Genomic DNA, 17521 nt, shown 5'->3' on the forward strand with positions numbered 1-17521 from the left:
CTGTGCGCCGTACGCTGTTCAACGAGGACCACGAGGCGTTCCGCCGGATGCTGCGGGACTTCATCGCCAAGGAAGTCACGCCCGTCCACCAGGAGTGGGAGGAACAGGGGCACCCGCCGCGCGACTTCTACCGCCGGCTCGGCGAGCTGGGCGTGCTCGGCATCCAGGTACCGGAGGAGTACGGCGGCGCGGGCGAGGCCAGCCTCAAGTTCGCGGCGGTGGCCGTCGAGGAGACGACACGCGCCGGTGTCACCTTCGGCAACTACTCGGTGCACGCGAACCTGATCCTGCCGTACCTGATGACGTACGCCACGCGGGAGCAGAAGGAGCGCTGGCTGCCCGGCTTCGCCTCCGGCGACCTCATGACGGCGATCGCCATGACCGAACCCGGCACCGGCTCCGACCTCGCCAACATCCAGACGAGGGCCGAGCTCTCCGCCGACGGCACGCACTACGTCCTCAACGGCGCCAAGACGTTCATCACCGGCGGCGCCCTCGCCGACCTGGTCCTCGTCGTCGCGCGCACCGCGCCCTACGATCCCGAGGACCGCCGCGGCGGCTTGTCGATCCTCGTCGTGGAGTCCGCCAGTGAGGGCTTCTCCGTCGGCCGCAAGCTCCAGAAGATCGGGCTCAAGGCCTCCGACACCGCCGAACTCGCCTTCGTCGACGTCAAGGTGCCGGCCGAGAACCTGCTCGGCGAGGCGGGCAAGGGCTTCACCTACCTGTCCCACAACCTCGCCCAGGAACGGCTGATGATCGCCCTGGGCGGTTCGGGGACGGCCGCGGCGGCGCTGCGCTTCGCCACCGACTACGTGAAGGAGCGCACCGTCTTCGGCAAGCCGGTCGCCCACTTCCAGAACACCAAGTTCGTCCTCGCCGAGTGCGCCACCGAGGTCGAGGCCGCGCAGCTGATGGCCGACCGCGCCCTCGAACTGCACGACGAGGGCGAGCTGTCCGTCGCCGACGCCGCGAAGGCGAAGCTGTTCTGCACCGAGGTCGCGGGCCGCGTCATCGACAAGTGCCTGCAACTGCACGGCGGTTACGGCTACGTCACCGAGTACCCGATCGCCCGCCTGTACGCCGACACCCGCGTCTCGCGCATCTACGGCGGCACCAACGAGGTCATGAAGACCATCATCGCCAAGTCGCTCGGCCTCTGAACTCCTCCACTCCTCTTCCCCCTCCCACACCTCTTTCTCCCTCCCACCACCGGCCCCACGAAGGGACCTGCCATGCAGATCGACGCACAGTCCTCCGCCCTGATCACCGGCGGCGCCTCCGGCCTCGGCCGCGCCACCGCCGAGCGGCTCGCCGCCACGGGCGCCAAGGTCGTCATCTTCGACCTGCCCACCTCCGACGGGGAGAACGTCGCCAAGGAACTCGGCGCCACCTTCGTCGCGGGCGACGTCACCAGCGAGGCCGACGCCACCGCGGCCGTCGAGGCCGCCGTCGCGCTCGCGCCGCTGCGCGTCGCCGTGAACTGCGCGGGCATCGGCTCCGCCGGGCGCACCGTCGGCAAGGAGGGCCCCTACGTCCTCGACACCTTCCGCAAGGTCGTCGAGATCAACCTGATCGGCACGTTCAACGTCATCCGCCTCGCCGCCCAGGCCATGACCGGCAACGAACCGGTCGACGGCGAGCGTGGTGTCATCGTCAACACCGCCTCCGTGGCCGCGTTCGACGGGCAGATCGGCCAGTGCGCGTACTCGGCGTCCAAGGGCGGCATCGTCGGCATGACGCTGCCGATCGCCCGCGACCTCGCGCGCATGAACATCCGCGTGATGACCATCGCGCCCGGCCTGTTCGAGACGCCGCTGCTCGGCCGCCTTCCGCAGGAGGCCAAGGACTCGCTCGGCGCCCAGGTGCCGCACCCGGCCCGCCTCGGGCAGCCGTCCGAGTACGCCCTCATGGTCGAGTCGATCGTCGCCAACCCGATGCTCAACGGCGAGACGATCCGCCTCGACGGCGCCATCCGCATGGCCCCCAAGTAGGCCACTCATTCAACCTCCGTATCTGGCTTAGGAGTTCACCATGCGTGACGCAGTCATCGTCGACGCCCTGCGGACCCCCGTCGGCAAGGGCAAGCCGGGCGGCGCGCTGTCCGACATCCACCCCGTCGACCTCTCCGCCCACGTCCTGAAGGCCCTCGCCGAGCGCAACGGCCTCGACCCGGCCACCGTCGACGACGTCATCTGGGGCTGCGTGTCCCAGGTCGGCGAACAGGCGGGCGGCGTCGGCCGGTTCGCCGTGCTCGCCGCCGGCTGGCCCGAGTCCGTGCCGGGCCTCACCATCGACCGCCAGTGCGGCTCCTCGCAGCAGTCCGTCCACCAGGCCGCCGCCGGGGTCATCGCCGGGCAGTACGACATCGCCATCGCGGGCGGCGTCGAGTCCATGTCCCGCGTCCCGATGGGCTCCACGCGCGCGGGCGGCCAGGTCGGCAAGCCCTTCGGCCCGCTCGTCGGCGAGCGCTACGACCACGTCGTGTTCAACCAGGGCGTCGGCGCCGAGATGATCGCCGAGGAGTTCGGGCTCACCCGCGCCGAACTCGACCAGCACGCCGCCGACTCGCACGAGAAGGCCGCCCGCGCCATCGACGAGGGCCGCTTCAAGAACCAGATCACCCCCGTGCCCCTCGCCGACGGCACCCTCTTCGACACCGACGAGGGCGTACGGCGCGGCACGACGGTCGAGAAACTGGCCGGGCTCAAGACACCGTTCAAGGAGGACGGTGTCATCTCGGCGGGCAACGCCTCGCAGATCTCCGACGGCGCCGCGGCCCTGCTCGTCACCACCTCAGAGGTGGCCGCGCGCAACGGCTGGACGCCGCTGGCCCGTTTCCACACCGGCACCGTCACCGGCGTCGACCCGATCACCATGCTCAAGGGCCCGATCCCGGCCACCGCCAAGGTCCTTGAGCGCGCGGGGCTGCGGCTCGACGAGATCGGCACGTACGAGATCAACGAGGCCTTCGCCTCCGTCTCCCTCGGCTGGCAGCGCCAGACGGGCGCCGACTACGCGCGCCTGAACCCCAACGGCGGCGCCATGGCCCTTGGCCACCCCCTCGGCGGCTCCGGCGCCCGCCTCATGACGACGCTCGTGCACCACATGAAGGACAACGGCATCCGCTACGGGCTTCAGGCCATGTGCGAGGGTGGCGGCATGGCCAACGCGACGGTGCTCGAACTCCTTTGAGCCGCCTCGGCCCGAGACGGGCACACACGTCGGCCCGGTGAGGAAACGCGGGGCGGTGTGGGCGCATGCCGGCCACGACAGAAGGAGTGAGCCACAGCATGACCGACCACACGGCCCCGGCGTCCGTGCCCGCCACCGAACGCCCGCCGCTCCCGCCGTTCACCCGCGAGACGGCCGTGCGGAAGGTGCGCCTCGCGGAAGATGCCTGGAACACCCGCGACCCGCAGCGCGTCGCGCTCGCCTACACACCCGACAGTCAGTGGCGCAATCGCACCGAGTTCCCCGCCGGGCGCGTCGACATCGTCGCCTTCCTCACCCGCAAGTGGAGCCAGGAGCTCGACTACCGGCTGATCAAGGAACTGTGGGCGTTCGACGGCCACCGCATCGCGGTCCGTTTCGCGTACGAGTGTCACGACGACGCGGGCGACTGGAAGCGCGCGTACGGCAATGAGAACTGGGAGTTCGACGACAACGGCCTGATGAGCAGGCGGCACGCCTCCATCAACGACCTGCCGATCGCCGAGGCGGACCGCAGGTTCCACTGGCCGCTCGGCCGCCGCCCCGAGGACCACCCCGGGCTCAGCGACCTGGGTCTGTAGCGACGCTGCGGCTGCGCCCCCGGAACTCGGCGATCACCGACTCGCCGCGCGTCACCCGTACGTCGTACAGGCCGCTGCGGCCGAAGCGGGTGACCTCGCGGGCCGTGGCCACCAGCACGTCGCCCTCGTACGCGGGCGCGACGAAGGTGACGTCGGCCCCGGAAGCCACGGTGACGGGGCCTTCGCTGTTGCAGGCGCAGGCGAAGGCCGTGTCGGCGAAGAGGAAGACGTAGCCGCCGTGCGCGATGCCGTGGCCGTTGACCATGGACGCCGTCACCGTCATCCGGAGCGTGGCGTGCCCCGCGCCGTGCTCAAGGAGTTCGATGCCGAGGGCCTGGGAGGCCAGGTCCGCGGCGAACATGCGCTCCGCGGGCCCCGGTTCGACGGATTCCCTCACGCCGGCTTCCCCTCTCGCTCGACATCGCACGACGCACCGACCGACCATTCGGTGCGTGGTGGGCCCAAGCAATCAAGGTCCGGAAAGCTTGTCAAGGCCGTCGGCCGGGGGCGGCCCCGCGGGCGTGTCCCGCGAGCGACATCGAGGTGAACACGAAACCCGGGCAAAACGGTCCCCCGCCACAGCCGTGTAACGGCACCCGTACCGCGGGCAACTCCCGCCCCGCCCCGCCGATCGAACCATGTGTGATGCACACACGCGCCGCGGCGGGACCGGTACCGCCCGGCGCAACTCCTCACGAACTGACCGAACTTGGAGTTGTACCGTGCCCAGAAACACCCTGCCGACGCGGACGGCCGCCGTCGCCGCGCTCCTGCTCGCCGCGAGCGCCCTGTCCGTGCCCGCCGCCTCGGCGCAGAGCGCGGACGCCGCATCCGGCGACGCCTACGTCCTGCACGTGACCACCGACCCGACCAGCACCGACTACGACAACCGCCGCGTCGATGTCACCGGCACCGTCACCAAGGCCGACGGCACCCCGGCGCCGAACATCCCCGTCACCGTCCAGGAGGTCGTCCGCTTCACCACCTGGAACCCCTGGGGTGATCCGATCGACCCGAACTACTACGAGCCGCGGGACATCGGCACACCGGTCAGCGACGCCGACGGGAAGTTCACCATCCCCAACGTCGACATCGACCACGTCGGCGCCAGCAGCCTGCTCAACGCCGACCAGGAAGTGCAGATCTCGGCCACGTACGACGAGGACGGAGACCCGAACACCCCGCAGGACGGCTACTTCGCGGACACCACCGTGGGCCTCCAGAAGAAGTCCAGCACCGTCAGCTACAAGGTCAACAAGCGCAAGGTGAAGGCAGGTGACATCCTCACCGTCCAGGGCCGGGTCACCACACCCAAGGGAGTCGACCCCTACGACACCGAGGTCTTCTTGCAGACGTACTGGGAGAGCCAGTACGACGTGAAGACGACCACCGAACACGACGGATTCTTCGTCATGTCCGTGCGGGTCGACAGCGACGACAACAAGTTCGTGCTGCGCACAGCTCCCCGGGATCTCTACGTGACCGGGGCGGAGCAGTCGCTCCCGGTCACCAACACCTCGGCCCCGACCGGCTGACCCGCACCTGCCCCACCCGCCTCGGCATATGACAGGTTCCGGCCGGGGCGGGCGGGGCAGGCTTGGCTCATCACATCGGCCGGACGTAATCGAAGCCCGAGGAGCGCGAAGTGGAATGGCGTGAGTTTGCCCTGAACATGGCGGCGATGGCGCGCGAGCTCCTGGCGCAGGAGTCCGTGGACGCGACGCTGCACAAGATCACCGCATGGGCCGTCGACCAGGTCGAGGGCTGCGACGCGGCGGGCATTCTCGTCCTGCGCAAGGGCCAGGTCGAAACGCTGGCCGCCACCGATCAGCTCGTCATCGACAGCGACCGGCTCCAGGGCCGGCTGAGCGAGGGGCCCTGTTTCGACGCGGCCCGCACCCGGCACCCCGTGTTCCGCATCAAGGACCTCTCGACCGAGACGACGCGCTGGCGCTCGTACGCACCGCGCGCCCACGAGCTCGGCATCGGCAGCATGATGGGCTTCCTGCTCTACACCGAGGACGAGGGCGACCTCGGCGCCCTCAACCTCTACTCCGCCAAGCCCGGAGAGTTCACGGAGGCCAGCGAGACCGCCGGCTGGCTCCTCGCCTCGCACGCCGCGGTGGCCTTCTCCAGCGCTCGCGAGAACGCCGCCCTGAGCCGCGCCGTGGAGAGCCGCCACATCATCGGCGAAGCCATGGGCATCCTGATGGCCGGCCACAACCTCACCGAAGCGGAGGCGTTCGCCACACTGCGCCGGTACTCGCAGGAGAACAACGTCAAGCTCCGTGAGGTGGCCCGTCGGGTCAGTGAGCGGGGCGGCGTGTGAGTGAGCGGGGGCGGCGTGTGACCTTCCAGGACACGCCCCGCCCCCGTACCGGGCCGGTGGCGGCTCAGTAGTCCGCGTCGGTGTAGCGGACCACGCCGCGCAGGTTCTTGCCGTCCCGCATGTCCTGGTAACCCTGGTTGATCTCCTCCAGGCGGTACGTGCGCGTGGTGAGCTCGTCCAGTTTGAGCTGCCCGGTGCGGTACTGCTCAAGGAGGCGCGGGATCTGGGTGCGCGGGCTGATGCCGCCGAAGATGGCGCCCTGGATCCGCTTCTGCATCAGCGCCAGGTCGAACAGGCCGACCTTGGCGTCGATCTGCGTCATGTCCGCGATCGCCGTCACGACGACCTGGCCGCCCTTGGCGGTCATGGCGAGCGCCGGGGCCAGCTGGTCACCCTGGAGTTCGCCGACGGTCAGGATGACGGTGTGGGCCTGCGTGCCCCAGGTCAGCTCGGCGACCGGCCCCGCGGCCTCCTCCATGGAGGCGAAGGTGTGCGTGGCGCCGAACTCGCGCGCCTTGTCCCGCTTGAACTCGACCGGGTCCACCGCGATCACGAACCGCGCGCCGGCCGCCGCCGCGCCCTGCACCGCGTTGATGCCGACGCCGCCGACACCGACGATCACGACCGTGTCGCCGGGCCGGGTGTTGCCGATGGACACGGCGGAGCCCCAGCCCGTGGAGACGCCGCAGCCGAGCAGCGCCGCCGTCTCCAGCGGCACATCCTTCTCGATCTTGATGACGGACGACTGGCTGACGGTGACGTACGGGGCGAACGTGCCCAGCAGACACATCGGCGTGACCGGCGCGCCGCCCGCGGTGCGCGTGCGGAAGGTGTTGTCGGCGATCGACTGCCCGGTCAGCAGGTTGGCACCCTGGTCGCACAGGTTCTGCAAGCCCTGCGAACAGGGCCGGCACACACCGCAGGCCGGGATGAAGCCGAGGACGGCGTGGTCGCCCACCTCGACGCCCGTGACACCGGGGCCGACCTTCGTCACGACGCCCGCGCCCTCGTGCCCGCCGAGGAACGGGTAGGAGGCGGTGAGGTTCGTCCCCACGCGGAAGTGTTCGTCGGAGTGGCACAAGCCCGAGGCGGCCAGGCGCAGTTGCACCTCTCCCGCGACCGGGTCGCCGACCTCGATCGGTTCGACCGTCCAGTCCTCGCCGGGCTTGTGGAGTAGGGCTCCCCTGGTCTGCATGCGCGTCCTCCCTGCTTCGGCAACGTTGCCACACTTGCCCCAAGTTATGGCGGCACGCCCGGACGCCTCCATGACCGAAGCGGACAACGCCGGGACAGATTCGGACACGCAGCCGGGTTGTGGCCGCCGAGAGCGCCGTGCTGTCATGAACTCCCTTGACGCGTGCGGGCGTTGGCAGCGTGACGGCGGGAAACGGAGGGCCGGTCATGACCGTGTCGGTGGACACGGCTGCCGCGCAGCCGCAGGTCATCGCCGAGGGATTCACCGACTGGGACTTTCCGCGCGCCGCATCGGGCGTCGTCCTGCTGCTCGACTTCGCGGCGGAGCGGGGCCTCGCCCCGGCCGACTGCCTCGCGGGCTCGGGCATCGAAGCGGCCGCCCTCGGCGACCCGCACCACCTCGTCGAGGCCGCGCAGGAGATCGCCGTCGTCCGCAATCTGCTGCACGGGCTCGGCGACCGCCCGGGACTCGGCATCGAGGTCGGGGCCCGCTACCGCGTCACCACGTTCGGCCTGTTCGGCTACGCGATGCTCAGCGCGCCGACCATGCGTGAGGTGTTCCGGTACGGGCTGCGGTACTCGGCGCTGACCTTCGGCTTCGCCCGGCACAGCGCCGTGGTGGACGAGGCGGGCGACGTCCTGCACCGCATGGACGGCGGCCGGATCCCCGCCGACGTACGACGCTTCCTCGTCGAGCGGGACTGCGCCGCCAACATCGTCCTCGGCCGCCAGGTGTTCGCGGGCGGCCCGCCCGTCCCGCTGCGCCGCGTCGACCTCGCCTTCCCGGGGCCGCCGGGCGCCGCGCCGCCCACGGTCCTCGACGTGCCGGTCCGCTACGGCGCCGCGACGACGGCCCTCGTCTACGACGGCGACTGCCTCGACAGCCCGCTGCCGCACGGGAATCCGCACACCGCGCAGATCTGTCGGGAGCTGTGCGAACGCCTCGTGGCGCAGCGGGCGAGCGGCAGCGGCGCGGCCCGTACGGTGCGCCGGCAGCTGCTCGCGGGCGGCGGCCCCGACCCCGGCATCGAGCACATCGCCCGCCGCATGAACATCACCTCGCGCACCCTGCGCCGCAAGCTCGCCGCCGAGGGCACCACCTACCGGCGCCTGCTCGACGACGTACGGCTCACCCTCGTACAGGACGGACTGCGGCACGAGCGGTTGTCCGCCGCCGAGTTGGCGCACCGGCTCGGCTACTCGGAGCCGTCGAGCTTCATGCGGGCCTTCCGCCGCTGGACGGCAGCCGACTCGCGCCAGCGCGAGGGGAGTTGAGCGGCACGCCCCCGGCGGCGACGCCCTGAACGAACGATCAATTCGTGTCGTCGTACGTCTTGCTGCCCCCTCGAACGGTGACTTAGAAAGAGTCCACGGCCACAGACGTCCACGTCCCTGCGAAAGGCGTCACGTGTATCCAGGTGCCCATGCTCAGAGCGATCCGCAGCGCCCCGCCGTCATCATGGCGTCGACCGGCGAACAGCTGACATACGGGGAGCTGGACGAACGCTCCATCCGGCTCGCCCACGTGTTCCGCGAGGCGGGCCTGCGCCGCGGCGACGTGGTCGCGCTGCTCACCGACAACTCGATCCACGCGTACGAGGTCTACTGGGCGGCGGTCCGCTCCGGCCTGTACATCACCCTCGTCAACCACCACCTCTCCGCGTCCGAGATCGCCTACATCGTGAGCGACTCGGGCGCCGCCGCCCTGGTGGTCTCGGGCGCCCTCGGTGACCTCGCACGGGAGGCGGCGGCGCAGCTTCCCGCGACCGTCCGCGTGCGGCTCGCCTACAGCGGCGCCGTCGACGGCTTCGACGACTACGCGACCGCCCTCGCCGGGGCATCCGCCGAACCACCCGCCGACCAGCCGCGCGGCGCCGACCTGCTCTACTCCTCCGGAACCACCGGCCGCCCCAAGGGCATCCGCCCCGAACTCCCGGACCGCCAGGTCGGCGAGCCCGGCGACACCCTGGTCGAACTCCTCCGCCTCTTCTACGGCTTCGACGCGGACGCGGTGTACCTGTCGCCCGCGCCCGTCTACCACGCCGCGCCGCTGCGCTACGGCGCCTCCGTGCACGCGCTCGGCGGCACCGTCGTCATGATGGAGCGCTTCGACCCTGAGGACGCGCTGCGCGCCATCGAGCGTTACCGCGTCACGCACAGCCAATGGGTGCCGGCGCACTTCATCCGCCTGCTGCGGCTGCCCGAGAAGGTCCGCACCGCCTACGACCTCTCCAGCCACCGCGTCGTCGTGCACGCCGCCGCGCCCTGCCCGCCGGACGTCAAGCGGGCGATGATCGACTGGTGGGGTCCGAAGCTGTACGAGTACTACTCCGCGACCGAGGGCATCGGCATGACGCTGATCACCTCCGAGGAGTGGCTCAAGAAGCCCGGTTCGGTCGGCCGGCCCATCCTCGGTCAGCCGCGGATCTGCGACGACGAGGGGCGCGTGCTGCCCGCGGGGGAGACCGGCACGGTCTACTTCGCGCGGGAGGGCGAAGGCACCTTCGAGTACCTCGGCGACCCCGACAAGACCAAGGGCGCACAGCACCCGGAACACACGGACTGGGTGACGCTCGGCGACATGGGCCATCTCGACGAGGACGGCTACCTCTTCCTCACCGACCGCAGAACCTTCATGATCATCTCGGGTGGGGTGAACATCTACCCGCAGGAGATCGAGAACGTCCTCGCCCTCCACCCCGACATCACCGACGTCGCCGTGATCGGCGTCCCCGACCCGGAGATGGGCGAGGCGGTCAAGGCGGTGGCACAGCCCGCACCCGGCGTGACACCGGGACCCGACCTCGAAGAGCGCCTGATCGCGTACGTACGGGAGCGGATCGCGCACTACAAGGCGCCGCGCAGCGTCGACTTCGTGGACGAACTGCCGCGTACGCCAACGGGCAAGCTGGTCAAGGGAAAACTGAAGGCACGGTACGTACAGCCGGGGACGGCATGACGACCGGCGTCGGGCCCGCGGTCGACGCATGGCTGGCCGCGCACGTCCCCGGCATCGTCCCACCGCTCACCTTCGACCTCGTCTCCGGCGGCCGTTCGAACCTCACCTACCGGGTGACCGACGCGACCGGCACCGTACGGGCGCTGCGCAGGCCGCCGACGGGCGGCGTCCTGAGTACCGCGCACGACATGAGCCGCGAGTGGCGCTTCCTGACCGCCCTCGCACCGACCGGGGTGCCGGTGCCCGAGCCGCTCGCCTACTGCGCCGACACCTCGGTCAGCGGGGCCGAGTTCTACGTCATGGACTTCGTCGACGGCACGGTGGGCGCGGACCGGGACGCCGTCGCGGACTGGCCGACGGATGCCAGGCGCCGTGCGGGCACGAGCCTCGTCGAGGTGCTCGCCGCTCTGCACCGCCTCGACCCGGCGCAGGTCGGCCTCGGCGACATGGCGCGCCCGCGCGGCTACGTCGAACGCCAACTGCACCGCTGGCAGCGCCAGGTGCACCGCTCCGGCGCCCCCGACCTGGACCTCCTCGACACGGTCCACGACGCGCTGCTCGCCCGGGTGCCGGAACAGGCGTCGGGCATCGTGCACGGCGACTTCCGCCCGGGCAACCTGTCCTTCGCCCCCGACGGCACGGTCGTCGCCGTGTTCGACTGGGAACTGGCCACCCTGGGCGACCCCTTGGCGGACCTGGGCTGGCTCGTCTCCACCTGGGAGCAGCCGGGCGACACGGTCCCGCCCACGACCGCCGGCCCGAGCGCGGCCCAGGGCTTCTGCACCCGGGCCGAACTCGTCGACGCCTACGCGAAGGCGTCCGGGCTGGACGTGTCACCGCTGCCGTACTACGTGGCGTTCTCGCGCTGGCGCTCGGCGTGCATCGGTGCCGGTGTCGCGGCCCGGTTCGCGGCCGGGGTGATGGGCGAGAACGAGCTTCCGGTCAAGGAGTTGGAGCGTCAGGTGCTGCGGCAGAGCGAGGCCGCGTACGAGGCGGTACGCGACCTCGGCCGCGGCGGGGAAGCGCGGTGACCTGAGTGCATGGCCCGGCGAGTTCGTACCGGATGCCGATGGTCAGCGCCCGGGCGGGGGCCCGGGCGACCGGGACGCGGGGGTTATCGGACGTCGTCGGGGGCGTCGGGCCAGGACGGCAGGGTGTCCGCGTGGTCGGCGAGCACCGCAGGGAACTTCGCCGGGCGCTTCTCCAGGAACGACATGACGCCCTCGGCCGCGTCGGGACCCTGGCCGAGTCGCAGCATGGCCGCCGAGTCGGCCCGGTGCGCGTCCCACGGCGAGGCCGCTCCCAGCATCGACCACATCAGGCGGCGCGAGTGGGCCACCGACACCGCGGAGGTGTTCTCGGCGATCTCCGCGGCCAGCGCGTACGCGGTCGGCAGGAGTTCGGCGTCCGGGACCACGCGTGAGACCAGGCGTCCGGCGAGGGCCTCCGCGGAGTCGAAGACGCGGCCGGTCGCCACCCACTCCATCGCCTGCGAGATCCCCACGACCCGCGGCAGGAACCAGCTCGACGCGGCCTCGGGCACCAGGCCGCGGCGGGCGAAGACGAAGCCGAAGCGGGCCGACTCGGCGGCGATCCGGATGTCCGCGGGCAGCGTCATCGTCGAACCGACGCCCACCGCGGGCCCGTTGACCGCCACGATGACCGGCTTCACGCTGGAGGCGATGCGCAGCGCCACACAGCCGCCGCCGTCGCGCGGCACACCGTCGATGGTGCCGAAGTCCGTGCGCCCGCCGGCCCGGCCCACGGCGTCGTGGTCGAACGTGTCGGCGCCGCCCGCCAGGTCCGCGCCCGCGCAGAAGCCGCGCCCCGAGCCGGTCACGACCACGGCCCGCACGTCGTCGTCGGCGTCGGTCAGGTCGAAGGCGGCGATGAGTTCGGCGGCCATGGTGTGCGTGAAGGCGTTCAGCCGTTCGGGCCGGTGCAGGGTGAGGGTGGCGATGTGGTCGGCGACCCGGAACCGGATCTCCGTGAAGTCGGTTGCGGTGGAGGCCTGTTGGGCGTCTGTCATGTGCGGGTCCTCAAGCTTTCGGTGGCGTAGGAAGGTCAGCTGTCCGTGAAGCGCGGCGCCCGTTTCCCGAAGCGGGCGGCGACCGCCTCGACCTGGTTCGGGCTGCCGATGAGCGCGCCGATCTCCTTCTGTTCCTCGGCGAAGCCGGTCGCGAGGTCGGTGCGGCCCGCGAGGTCGAGGAGCCGCTTGGACGCGCGTACGGCGTGCGGGCTCTGCGCCGCGATCCGGGCCGCCGTCTCCAGCGCGGCGGCCACCGGATCGTCCGCCGTGTACGTCGCCAGGCCGATGCGCGCGGCCTCCTCGCCGCCCACGACCCGCGCGGTGAAGGTCAGTTCCTTCGCGACGTCGCGGCCCACGAGCTCGGGCAGCAGCTGGGTGCCCGTCATGTCCGGCACCAGGCCCCACGCCACCTCGAACACGCTGAGCCGGGCATCCGGCGCGACGATGCGGATGTCGGCGCCGAGCGCGACCTGGAGCCCGCCGCCGAGCGCGTTGCCGCGCAGCGCGGCGATCACCGGCACGGGCAACTCGGCCCAGACGTACGCGGCCCGCTGCCCGGCCGCCTGCGCCGGCCCCTCCGACGGAGGCAGTTCGGCGAGCCCGGAAAGCCGCTGCCCGTCCCGCATCGCCTCGAAGGAGGTGAAGTCGAGCCCGGCACAGAAGTCGGGCCCCTCACCGGACAGCACCACGGCCCGGACGCCCGCTTCGGTCTTCAGCCGCTCGCCGGTGGCGACGAGCGCCTCGAACATGGCCGGGTCGAGCGCGTTGCGCTTCTCGGGCCGGTTGAGCCGCACGTCGGCGACGCCGTCGGTCACGGTGACCGTCACCCGCTGGGCCGCTTCGGGGCCGGTCCTTGTGCTGGTCATGCGTGTGCTCCTCGGTTCTCGTTCCTACGGGTTCGGGGTGGCGCTCACCGCGCCGGCTGCGCCGCGTACGCCGGGTTGGCGACCGTCAACTTGTCCGTGACGCCGCCTCGTACGGCTTCGAGGGCCGCCGCGTCGTCGACCGGTGCGGTCCCGTCGCGGATCGCCGCGGCGAGGGCGCGGTCGTCGGCGACGCCGAGCACGGCGAGGCGGCGGGCGTGCGCCTCGGCCAGGGCGGGCGCGAGCAGTGCCTCGCGGCGGGCGATGGCGACGGCGTTGGCCGCCACCTTCGACAGGAAGCGCCGCCGGGGATCGCCCGCCGTCTCCTCGGTGAGGAAGGTCTGGACGGCGCGCAGCAGCGCGTCCGCGCCGGGCCGGTCGTGCGGGGGAGCGGCGGTCGTGTCGTCGCGTCCTGCGAGGACATCGGGCACGGGGCCGGGCTCCGTGACACCGAGCGCCAGCAGCACGTCGTACTCCTGCTCGCAGACCTTGCGCCCCAACACGGCGTACTCGACGGCCTGTTCGGCGCCGGACAGGAACCGCTCCGCCTGCATGCGGCACAGCACCGCCCAGCGGAGCGTGCCGTACACCTCCCACCAGTGCAGTTCGCCCTCGCCGGGGCGGGTGCCGGCGATCTCGGCGTACCCGGCGAGCAGCTCCTCGCGCGGGCCGAAGCCGCCCACCGGCTCGGCCGAACCGAACCGCCAGGCCTTCACGCACAGCCAGCCCAGGTCCTCGACGGGATCGCCGATGTGGGTGAGCTCCCAGTCGAGGACCGCGCGCACACCCGTCTCGTCGATCATGAGGTTGCCGTTGCGGAAGTCGCCGTGCACGACACGGGCCGGGCGGGCGGCTTGTGGCCGGTGGTCGGCGAGCCACCGCAGGCCGAGTTCGACCGCCGGGCTCGGGTCGTCGAACTGCCGGTACAGGCCGGTCAGTTGGTGTAGCGGATCGGCCTCGGGCAGGTCCGGGACGGACGCGGCCGGGATCGTGTGGACGCGCGCGAGGATCCGGCCGAGCTCGCGCGCCAGCTTCGGGCGCACGGCCGCGAACCGCTCGTCCCGCAGCAGGCGCCGCGGGATCGTCTCGCCCTCGACGCGCTCCATGAGCAGATGGGCCCGGCCCAGGACGGCGCCGTGGTCGACCAGGCGGGGCACGGGCACCCCGGCCCCGGCCGCCGCGGCCAGGACCGCGGCCTCCCGCGCCATCACCTCGGGAGCCGGCTTGACCGGCGGGTCGCAGCGCAGGATCAGCGGGTGCGAGGCGCCGTCGGTGGCCGTGGCGTCGAGGGAGAAGGTGTCCCGGCTCGCGCCACCGGACAGCCGCCGCCAGCCCTCGACGGTCACGGGCTCGCCCCACAACTCGGCCAGGCGGGCCCGCAGTTCGTCCCGCAACGGTTCACTCACGCGGGTAGCCCCGCCCACGGCGCCCTGCTCGGGTCGGCGAGCAGCTTGCGCGCGACGACCATCCTGTGCACCTCGTCGGGACCGTCGTAGATGCGCGCGTAGCGGGCGCGCCGGTACATGGCCTCCAGCGGCGTGTCGGCGGTGACGCCGAGCGCGCCGTGCACCTGGATGGCTCGGTCGACGACATTGTGCAGGACCTGCGCGCCCCAGAACTTCACCATGCTGATCTCCAGGCGGGCCTGCCCGTCCTGGTCGTAGCGGCGCGCCGCGTCCAGGGTCATCAGCCGGGCCGCCTGGATCTCGGCGGCCGACTCGGCGACGTAGCGCCGTATCTCACCCTTCTCCGCGAGCAACGAACCATGCGCGTACCGGGAGTTGGCACGCTCGACCATCAGCTCGAAGGCGCGCTGCGCCTGTCCGAGCCAGCGCATGCAGTGGAAGATGCGGCCGGGGCCGAGGCGGCGCTGCGCGATGGTGAACCCCTCGCCGCGCTCGCCGAGCAGATGGTCGGCGGGGACCCGTACGTCGGTCAGGCGCAGTTCGCAGTGGTCGCCCTCGGTGTCGCCCATCGTCTCCAGGACGCGGGAGATCTCCAGGCCCGGCGTGCCGGCCGGGACGATGATCGCGGAGACGGCGCCGTGCGGGCTCGCGGCGTCCTCCTCGGTGCGGGCGAAGACCGTGGTGAAGGCGGCCCGGCTGGCCCCGGTGGTGAACCACTTGTGGCCGTTGATCACCCACTCGTCGCCGTCGAGCACGGCGGTCGTCGCGATCCGGGTGGGGTCGGAGCCGGCCACCTCCGGTTCGGTGAGGCCGACGCTCGGGCTGATCTCGGCGTTGACGAGCGGCTTCAGCCAGCGCTCGCGCTGCGCCCGGGACGCGTACAGGTCGAGCATGATCGAGTCCTGCATGGTGTACGTGCCGACGGCGAGTTGGCCGTACTCGGAACGCCCGATGATCTCGTTGACGAGCGCGAAGTCGTACAACGGCAGGCCCCTGCCGCCGAGTTCGGTCGGGTGGCCGAGGATCCACAGGTCCAGCTTCTTCGCCCGCTCCTGAAGGGCGGCGAGCGTGGCACGGGCCTCGGGAGTGCGGCCGCCGAGGGCCCGCTCCACGGGGATCACCTCATCGTCGATGAAGGCGGCCATCCGGGCGCGCAGTTCCGTCAGGTCTTCATGTGTCCGGTCAGGCATGAGGATCCGTCCAGTCGGGGTGGGTGCGTCCTGTCAGTCGCGGGCGGCGGCCTGGCGCAGCCGCACCTTGAGCACCTTCCCGGCGGCGTTGCGCGGGAGCGCCTCGATGACGACGACGGAGGTCGGCTTCTTGTACGAGGCGAGCCGCTCGCGGCAGTGGTCGATGATGTCCGCCTCGGTGGGCGGGTCGGCCGGATCCTTCGGCACGACGTACGCGCGCGGCGTCTCCACCCACTGGGGGTGCGGCACACCCACGACGGCGACCTCGGCGACCTTGGGGTGCTGGTCGACGGCGGCCTCGACCTCGGCGGAGTAGATGTTCTCGCCACCCGAGATGATCATGTCCTTCTTGCGGTCGACGACGTAGATGTACCCCTCGTCGTCCATCCGGCACAGGTCACCGGAGTGGAACCAACCGCCCTCGAAGGCCTCGGCGGTGGCCTCCGGGTTGTTCCAGTAGCCCAGCATGAGGTTGCCGCCGCGGTAGACGATCTCGCCGACCTCGCCCACGGGCACGTCCCGCATGTCCTCGTCGACGATCCGCGCGTCCACGTGCCGCACGGGCTTGCCGACGGAGCCGAGCTTGCGCACCGCGTCCTCGCCGTCGAGGTAACAGGTCACCGAGGCCATCTCGGTCTGGCCGAAGGCGCTGCGGATGACGACGCCGGGGAACGTGTCGTTCATCGCCTCCAGGACCGAGGGCGGGGCGACGGACGCGCCCCAACTCAGGCTGTTCAGTACGAGCTTGCGGTCCCGGATGCCGGGCACCTCGCAGATCGCCTTCCACTGGCTGGGCACGAGGAAGCAGCCGGTGATCCGCTCCCGCTCCAGCAGATCGACCGTCTCGGCGGCGTCGAAGCCGACGGTGGCGCCGATGACGGTGCAGGTGCCGTAGAGCATGGAGGCGACGACCGAGTCGACTCCCGCGATGTGGAACATCGGGATGTTCAACAGGCCGCGGTCGGTGGGCTTCGGCGGCTGCACCTCCACCATGTGCAGGGTGTTCACGAAGAGGTTGAGGTGACTGAGCACGGCGCCCTTGGAGCGGCCCGTGGTCCCCGAGGTGTACATCAGGAACGCCGGGTCGTTCTCGTCGACGTCGGCCTCGACGGGCCCGTCGTCGTACGTGTCGCGTACGGCGGTGAGGCCCTCCGTGCCGTCCGGCGCGGGGCCCTCGCCGAGGTGCAGGACGCGGCAGTCGGAGCCGGCCAGGCGGCGTGCCTCCAGGCCCAGTTCCGTCAGCGGCTCGTCGATGACGAACAGGGTCGGTGTGCAGTCGCCGAGGACGTGGGCCACTTCGGCGGGCACCAGGCGGAAGTTGATCGGTACGGCGATCGCGCCGAGCCGCAGCGCGGCGAACCACACCTCCACCGTCTCGGTCCGGTTGGTGGTCAGTGCGGCGACCCGGTCACCGGGGCCTACGCCACGCGCGGCGTAGGCGCGCGCGAGGCGGTTCACGCGCGCGTCGAGGGCGGCGTACGTGATCTCCCGGTCCTGGTGGCGCAGGGCAGGGGCGGTGGGCGTACGCCGTGCCTGGCGCGCGAGTTGGTGGGCGAGCGAGAGCCGGCGCCCGGCCCGCAGGGACGCGTCGGGCGAGGGGGTGTGACCGGATGTGTCAGTAGCGTGGGTCGAGTTGGACACGCGGGGCTCCCGTCGACGGCTGCCGGGCGGCCCGGGTCACCCCGGCCGCTGCGGCCTGTGCGGGGACCCGATCCAGGACTGATCGAACGTTAAGAGGCCCGCGGTCCTTCGACAACCCC

The 17521-nt window shown here is 71.6% G+C and carries 16 protein-coding genes; 9 read left to right on the forward strand and 7 right to left on the reverse strand.

The window, feature by feature from the left end; genetic code table 11:
- The first annotated feature begins 2 nt into the window (after positions 1–2).
- From ACP4E5_RS42870 to ACP4E5_RS42885, 4 genes are all read left to right on the forward strand, one after another.
- Complete coding sequence (locus ACP4E5_RS42870) at positions 3–1160, forward strand: acyl-CoA dehydrogenase family protein (RefSeq protein WP_425839607.1); 1158 nt, start codon at positions 3–5, stop codon at positions 1158–1160.
- Between the two features lie 72 nt (positions 1161–1232).
- Positions 1233–1991: a 3-hydroxyacyl-CoA dehydrogenase gene (locus ACP4E5_RS42875; protein ID WP_425839610.1), complete on the forward strand. Its 759-nt coding sequence runs from the start codon at positions 1233–1235 to the stop codon at positions 1989–1991.
- 40 nt (positions 1992–2031) lie between these two features.
- Positions 2032–3192 carry a thiolase family protein gene (locus tag ACP4E5_RS42880; RefSeq protein ID WP_425839613.1) on the forward strand — a complete coding sequence of 387 codons (1161 nt, stop codon included), beginning with the start codon at positions 2032–2034 and terminating at the stop codon, positions 3190–3192.
- 98 nt (positions 3193–3290) lie between these two features.
- Positions 3291–3791: a nuclear transport factor 2 family protein gene (locus tag ACP4E5_RS42885; RefSeq protein WP_425839616.1), complete on the forward strand. Its 501-nt coding sequence runs from the start codon at positions 3291–3293 to the stop codon at positions 3789–3791.
- Here the strand turns inward: ACP4E5_RS42885 and paaI are convergent.
- Positions 3772–4152 carry a hydroxyphenylacetyl-CoA thioesterase PaaI gene (gene paaI, locus ACP4E5_RS42890; protein ID WP_425842107.1) on the reverse strand — a complete coding sequence of 127 codons (381 nt, stop codon included), beginning with the start codon at positions 4150–4152 and terminating at the stop codon, positions 3772–3774. The two genes, ACP4E5_RS42885 and paaI, sit on opposite strands and share 20 nt — an antisense overlap.
- 361 nt (positions 4153–4513) lie before the next feature.
- Here paaI and ACP4E5_RS42895 point away from each other — a divergent pair, with 361 nt between their 5' ends.
- Both ACP4E5_RS42895 and ACP4E5_RS42900 read left to right on the forward strand, forming a co-directional pair.
- Entirely contained in the window at positions 4514–5326 is an 813-nt protein-coding gene (locus ACP4E5_RS42895; RefSeq protein WP_425839618.1) for an acyl carrier protein, read from the forward strand.
- Between the two features lie 110 nt (positions 5327–5436).
- Positions 5437–6120 (forward strand): GAF and ANTAR domain-containing protein, encoded by a 684-nt coding sequence (locus ACP4E5_RS42900; RefSeq protein WP_425839621.1) that lies wholly within the window; start codon positions 5437–5439, stop codon positions 6118–6120.
- 64 nt (positions 6121–6184) lie between these two features.
- Here the strand turns inward: ACP4E5_RS42900 and ACP4E5_RS42905 are convergent, their stop codons facing one another.
- Positions 6185–7315: an NDMA-dependent alcohol dehydrogenase gene (locus ACP4E5_RS42905; RefSeq protein ID WP_425839624.1), complete on the reverse strand. Its 1131-nt coding sequence runs from the start codon at positions 7313–7315 to the stop codon at positions 6185–6187.
- Between the two features lie 206 nt (positions 7316–7521).
- Between ACP4E5_RS42905 and ACP4E5_RS42910 the strand changes: the two genes are divergently transcribed.
- The 3 genes from ACP4E5_RS42910 (at position 7522) to ACP4E5_RS42920 (ending at position 11304) form a co-directional block, all read left to right on the forward strand.
- Positions 7522–8589 carry an AraC family transcriptional regulator gene (locus ACP4E5_RS42910; protein WP_425839627.1) on the forward strand — a complete coding sequence of 356 codons (1068 nt, stop codon included), beginning with the start codon at positions 7522–7524 and terminating at the stop codon, positions 8587–8589.
- 133 nt (positions 8590–8722) lie between these two features.
- Positions 8723–10273, forward strand: coding sequence for an acyl-CoA synthetase (locus ACP4E5_RS42915; protein WP_425839630.1), 1551 nt, complete (start codon positions 8723–8725; stop codon positions 10271–10273).
- Positions 10270–11304, forward strand: a complete 1035-nt coding sequence (locus ACP4E5_RS42920) for a phosphotransferase family protein (protein ID WP_425839633.1) — start codon at positions 10270–10272, stop codon at positions 11302–11304. The genes ACP4E5_RS42915 and ACP4E5_RS42920 overlap by 4 nt, the downstream gene beginning before the upstream one ends.
- An 83-nt stretch (positions 11305–11387) precedes the next feature.
- Here the strand turns inward: ACP4E5_RS42920 and ACP4E5_RS42925 are convergent, their stop codons facing one another.
- From ACP4E5_RS42925 to ACP4E5_RS42945, 5 genes are read right to left on the reverse strand one after another with little or no spacing between them, the layout of a single operon-like run.
- Positions 11388–12302 carry an enoyl-CoA hydratase-related protein gene (locus ACP4E5_RS42925; protein WP_425839636.1) on the reverse strand — a complete coding sequence of 305 codons (915 nt, stop codon included), beginning with the start codon at positions 12300–12302 and terminating at the stop codon, positions 11388–11390.
- A 35-nt stretch (positions 12303–12337) separates the two neighbouring features.
- Positions 12338–13168, reverse strand: a complete 831-nt coding sequence (locus ACP4E5_RS42930) for a crotonase/enoyl-CoA hydratase family protein (protein WP_425839639.1) — start codon at positions 13166–13168, stop codon at positions 12338–12340.
- A 44-nt stretch (positions 13169–13212) separates the two neighbouring features.
- On the reverse strand, positions 13213–14571 hold the full coding sequence (locus ACP4E5_RS42935) for a phosphotransferase family protein (RefSeq protein ID WP_425839642.1): 1359 nt from the start codon (positions 14569–14571) through the stop codon (positions 13213–13215).
- Positions 14568–15761 (reverse strand): acyl-CoA dehydrogenase family protein, encoded by a 1194-nt coding sequence (locus ACP4E5_RS42940; RefSeq protein WP_425839644.1) that lies wholly within the window; start codon positions 15759–15761, stop codon positions 14568–14570. Before ACP4E5_RS42940 ends, ACP4E5_RS42935 begins: the two co-directional genes overlap by 4 nt.
- A 33-nt stretch (positions 15762–15794) precedes the next feature.
- Positions 15795–17402, reverse strand: coding sequence for an AMP-binding protein (locus ACP4E5_RS42945; RefSeq protein WP_425839647.1), 1608 nt, complete (start codon positions 17400–17402; stop codon positions 15795–15797).
- Positions 17403–17521: the final 119 nt, after the last annotated feature.

The organism is Streptomyces fractus (assembly GCF_049844455.1).
Taxonomy (GTDB): Bacteria; Actinomycetota; Actinomycetes; order Streptomycetales; family Streptomycetaceae; genus Streptomyces; species Streptomyces fractus.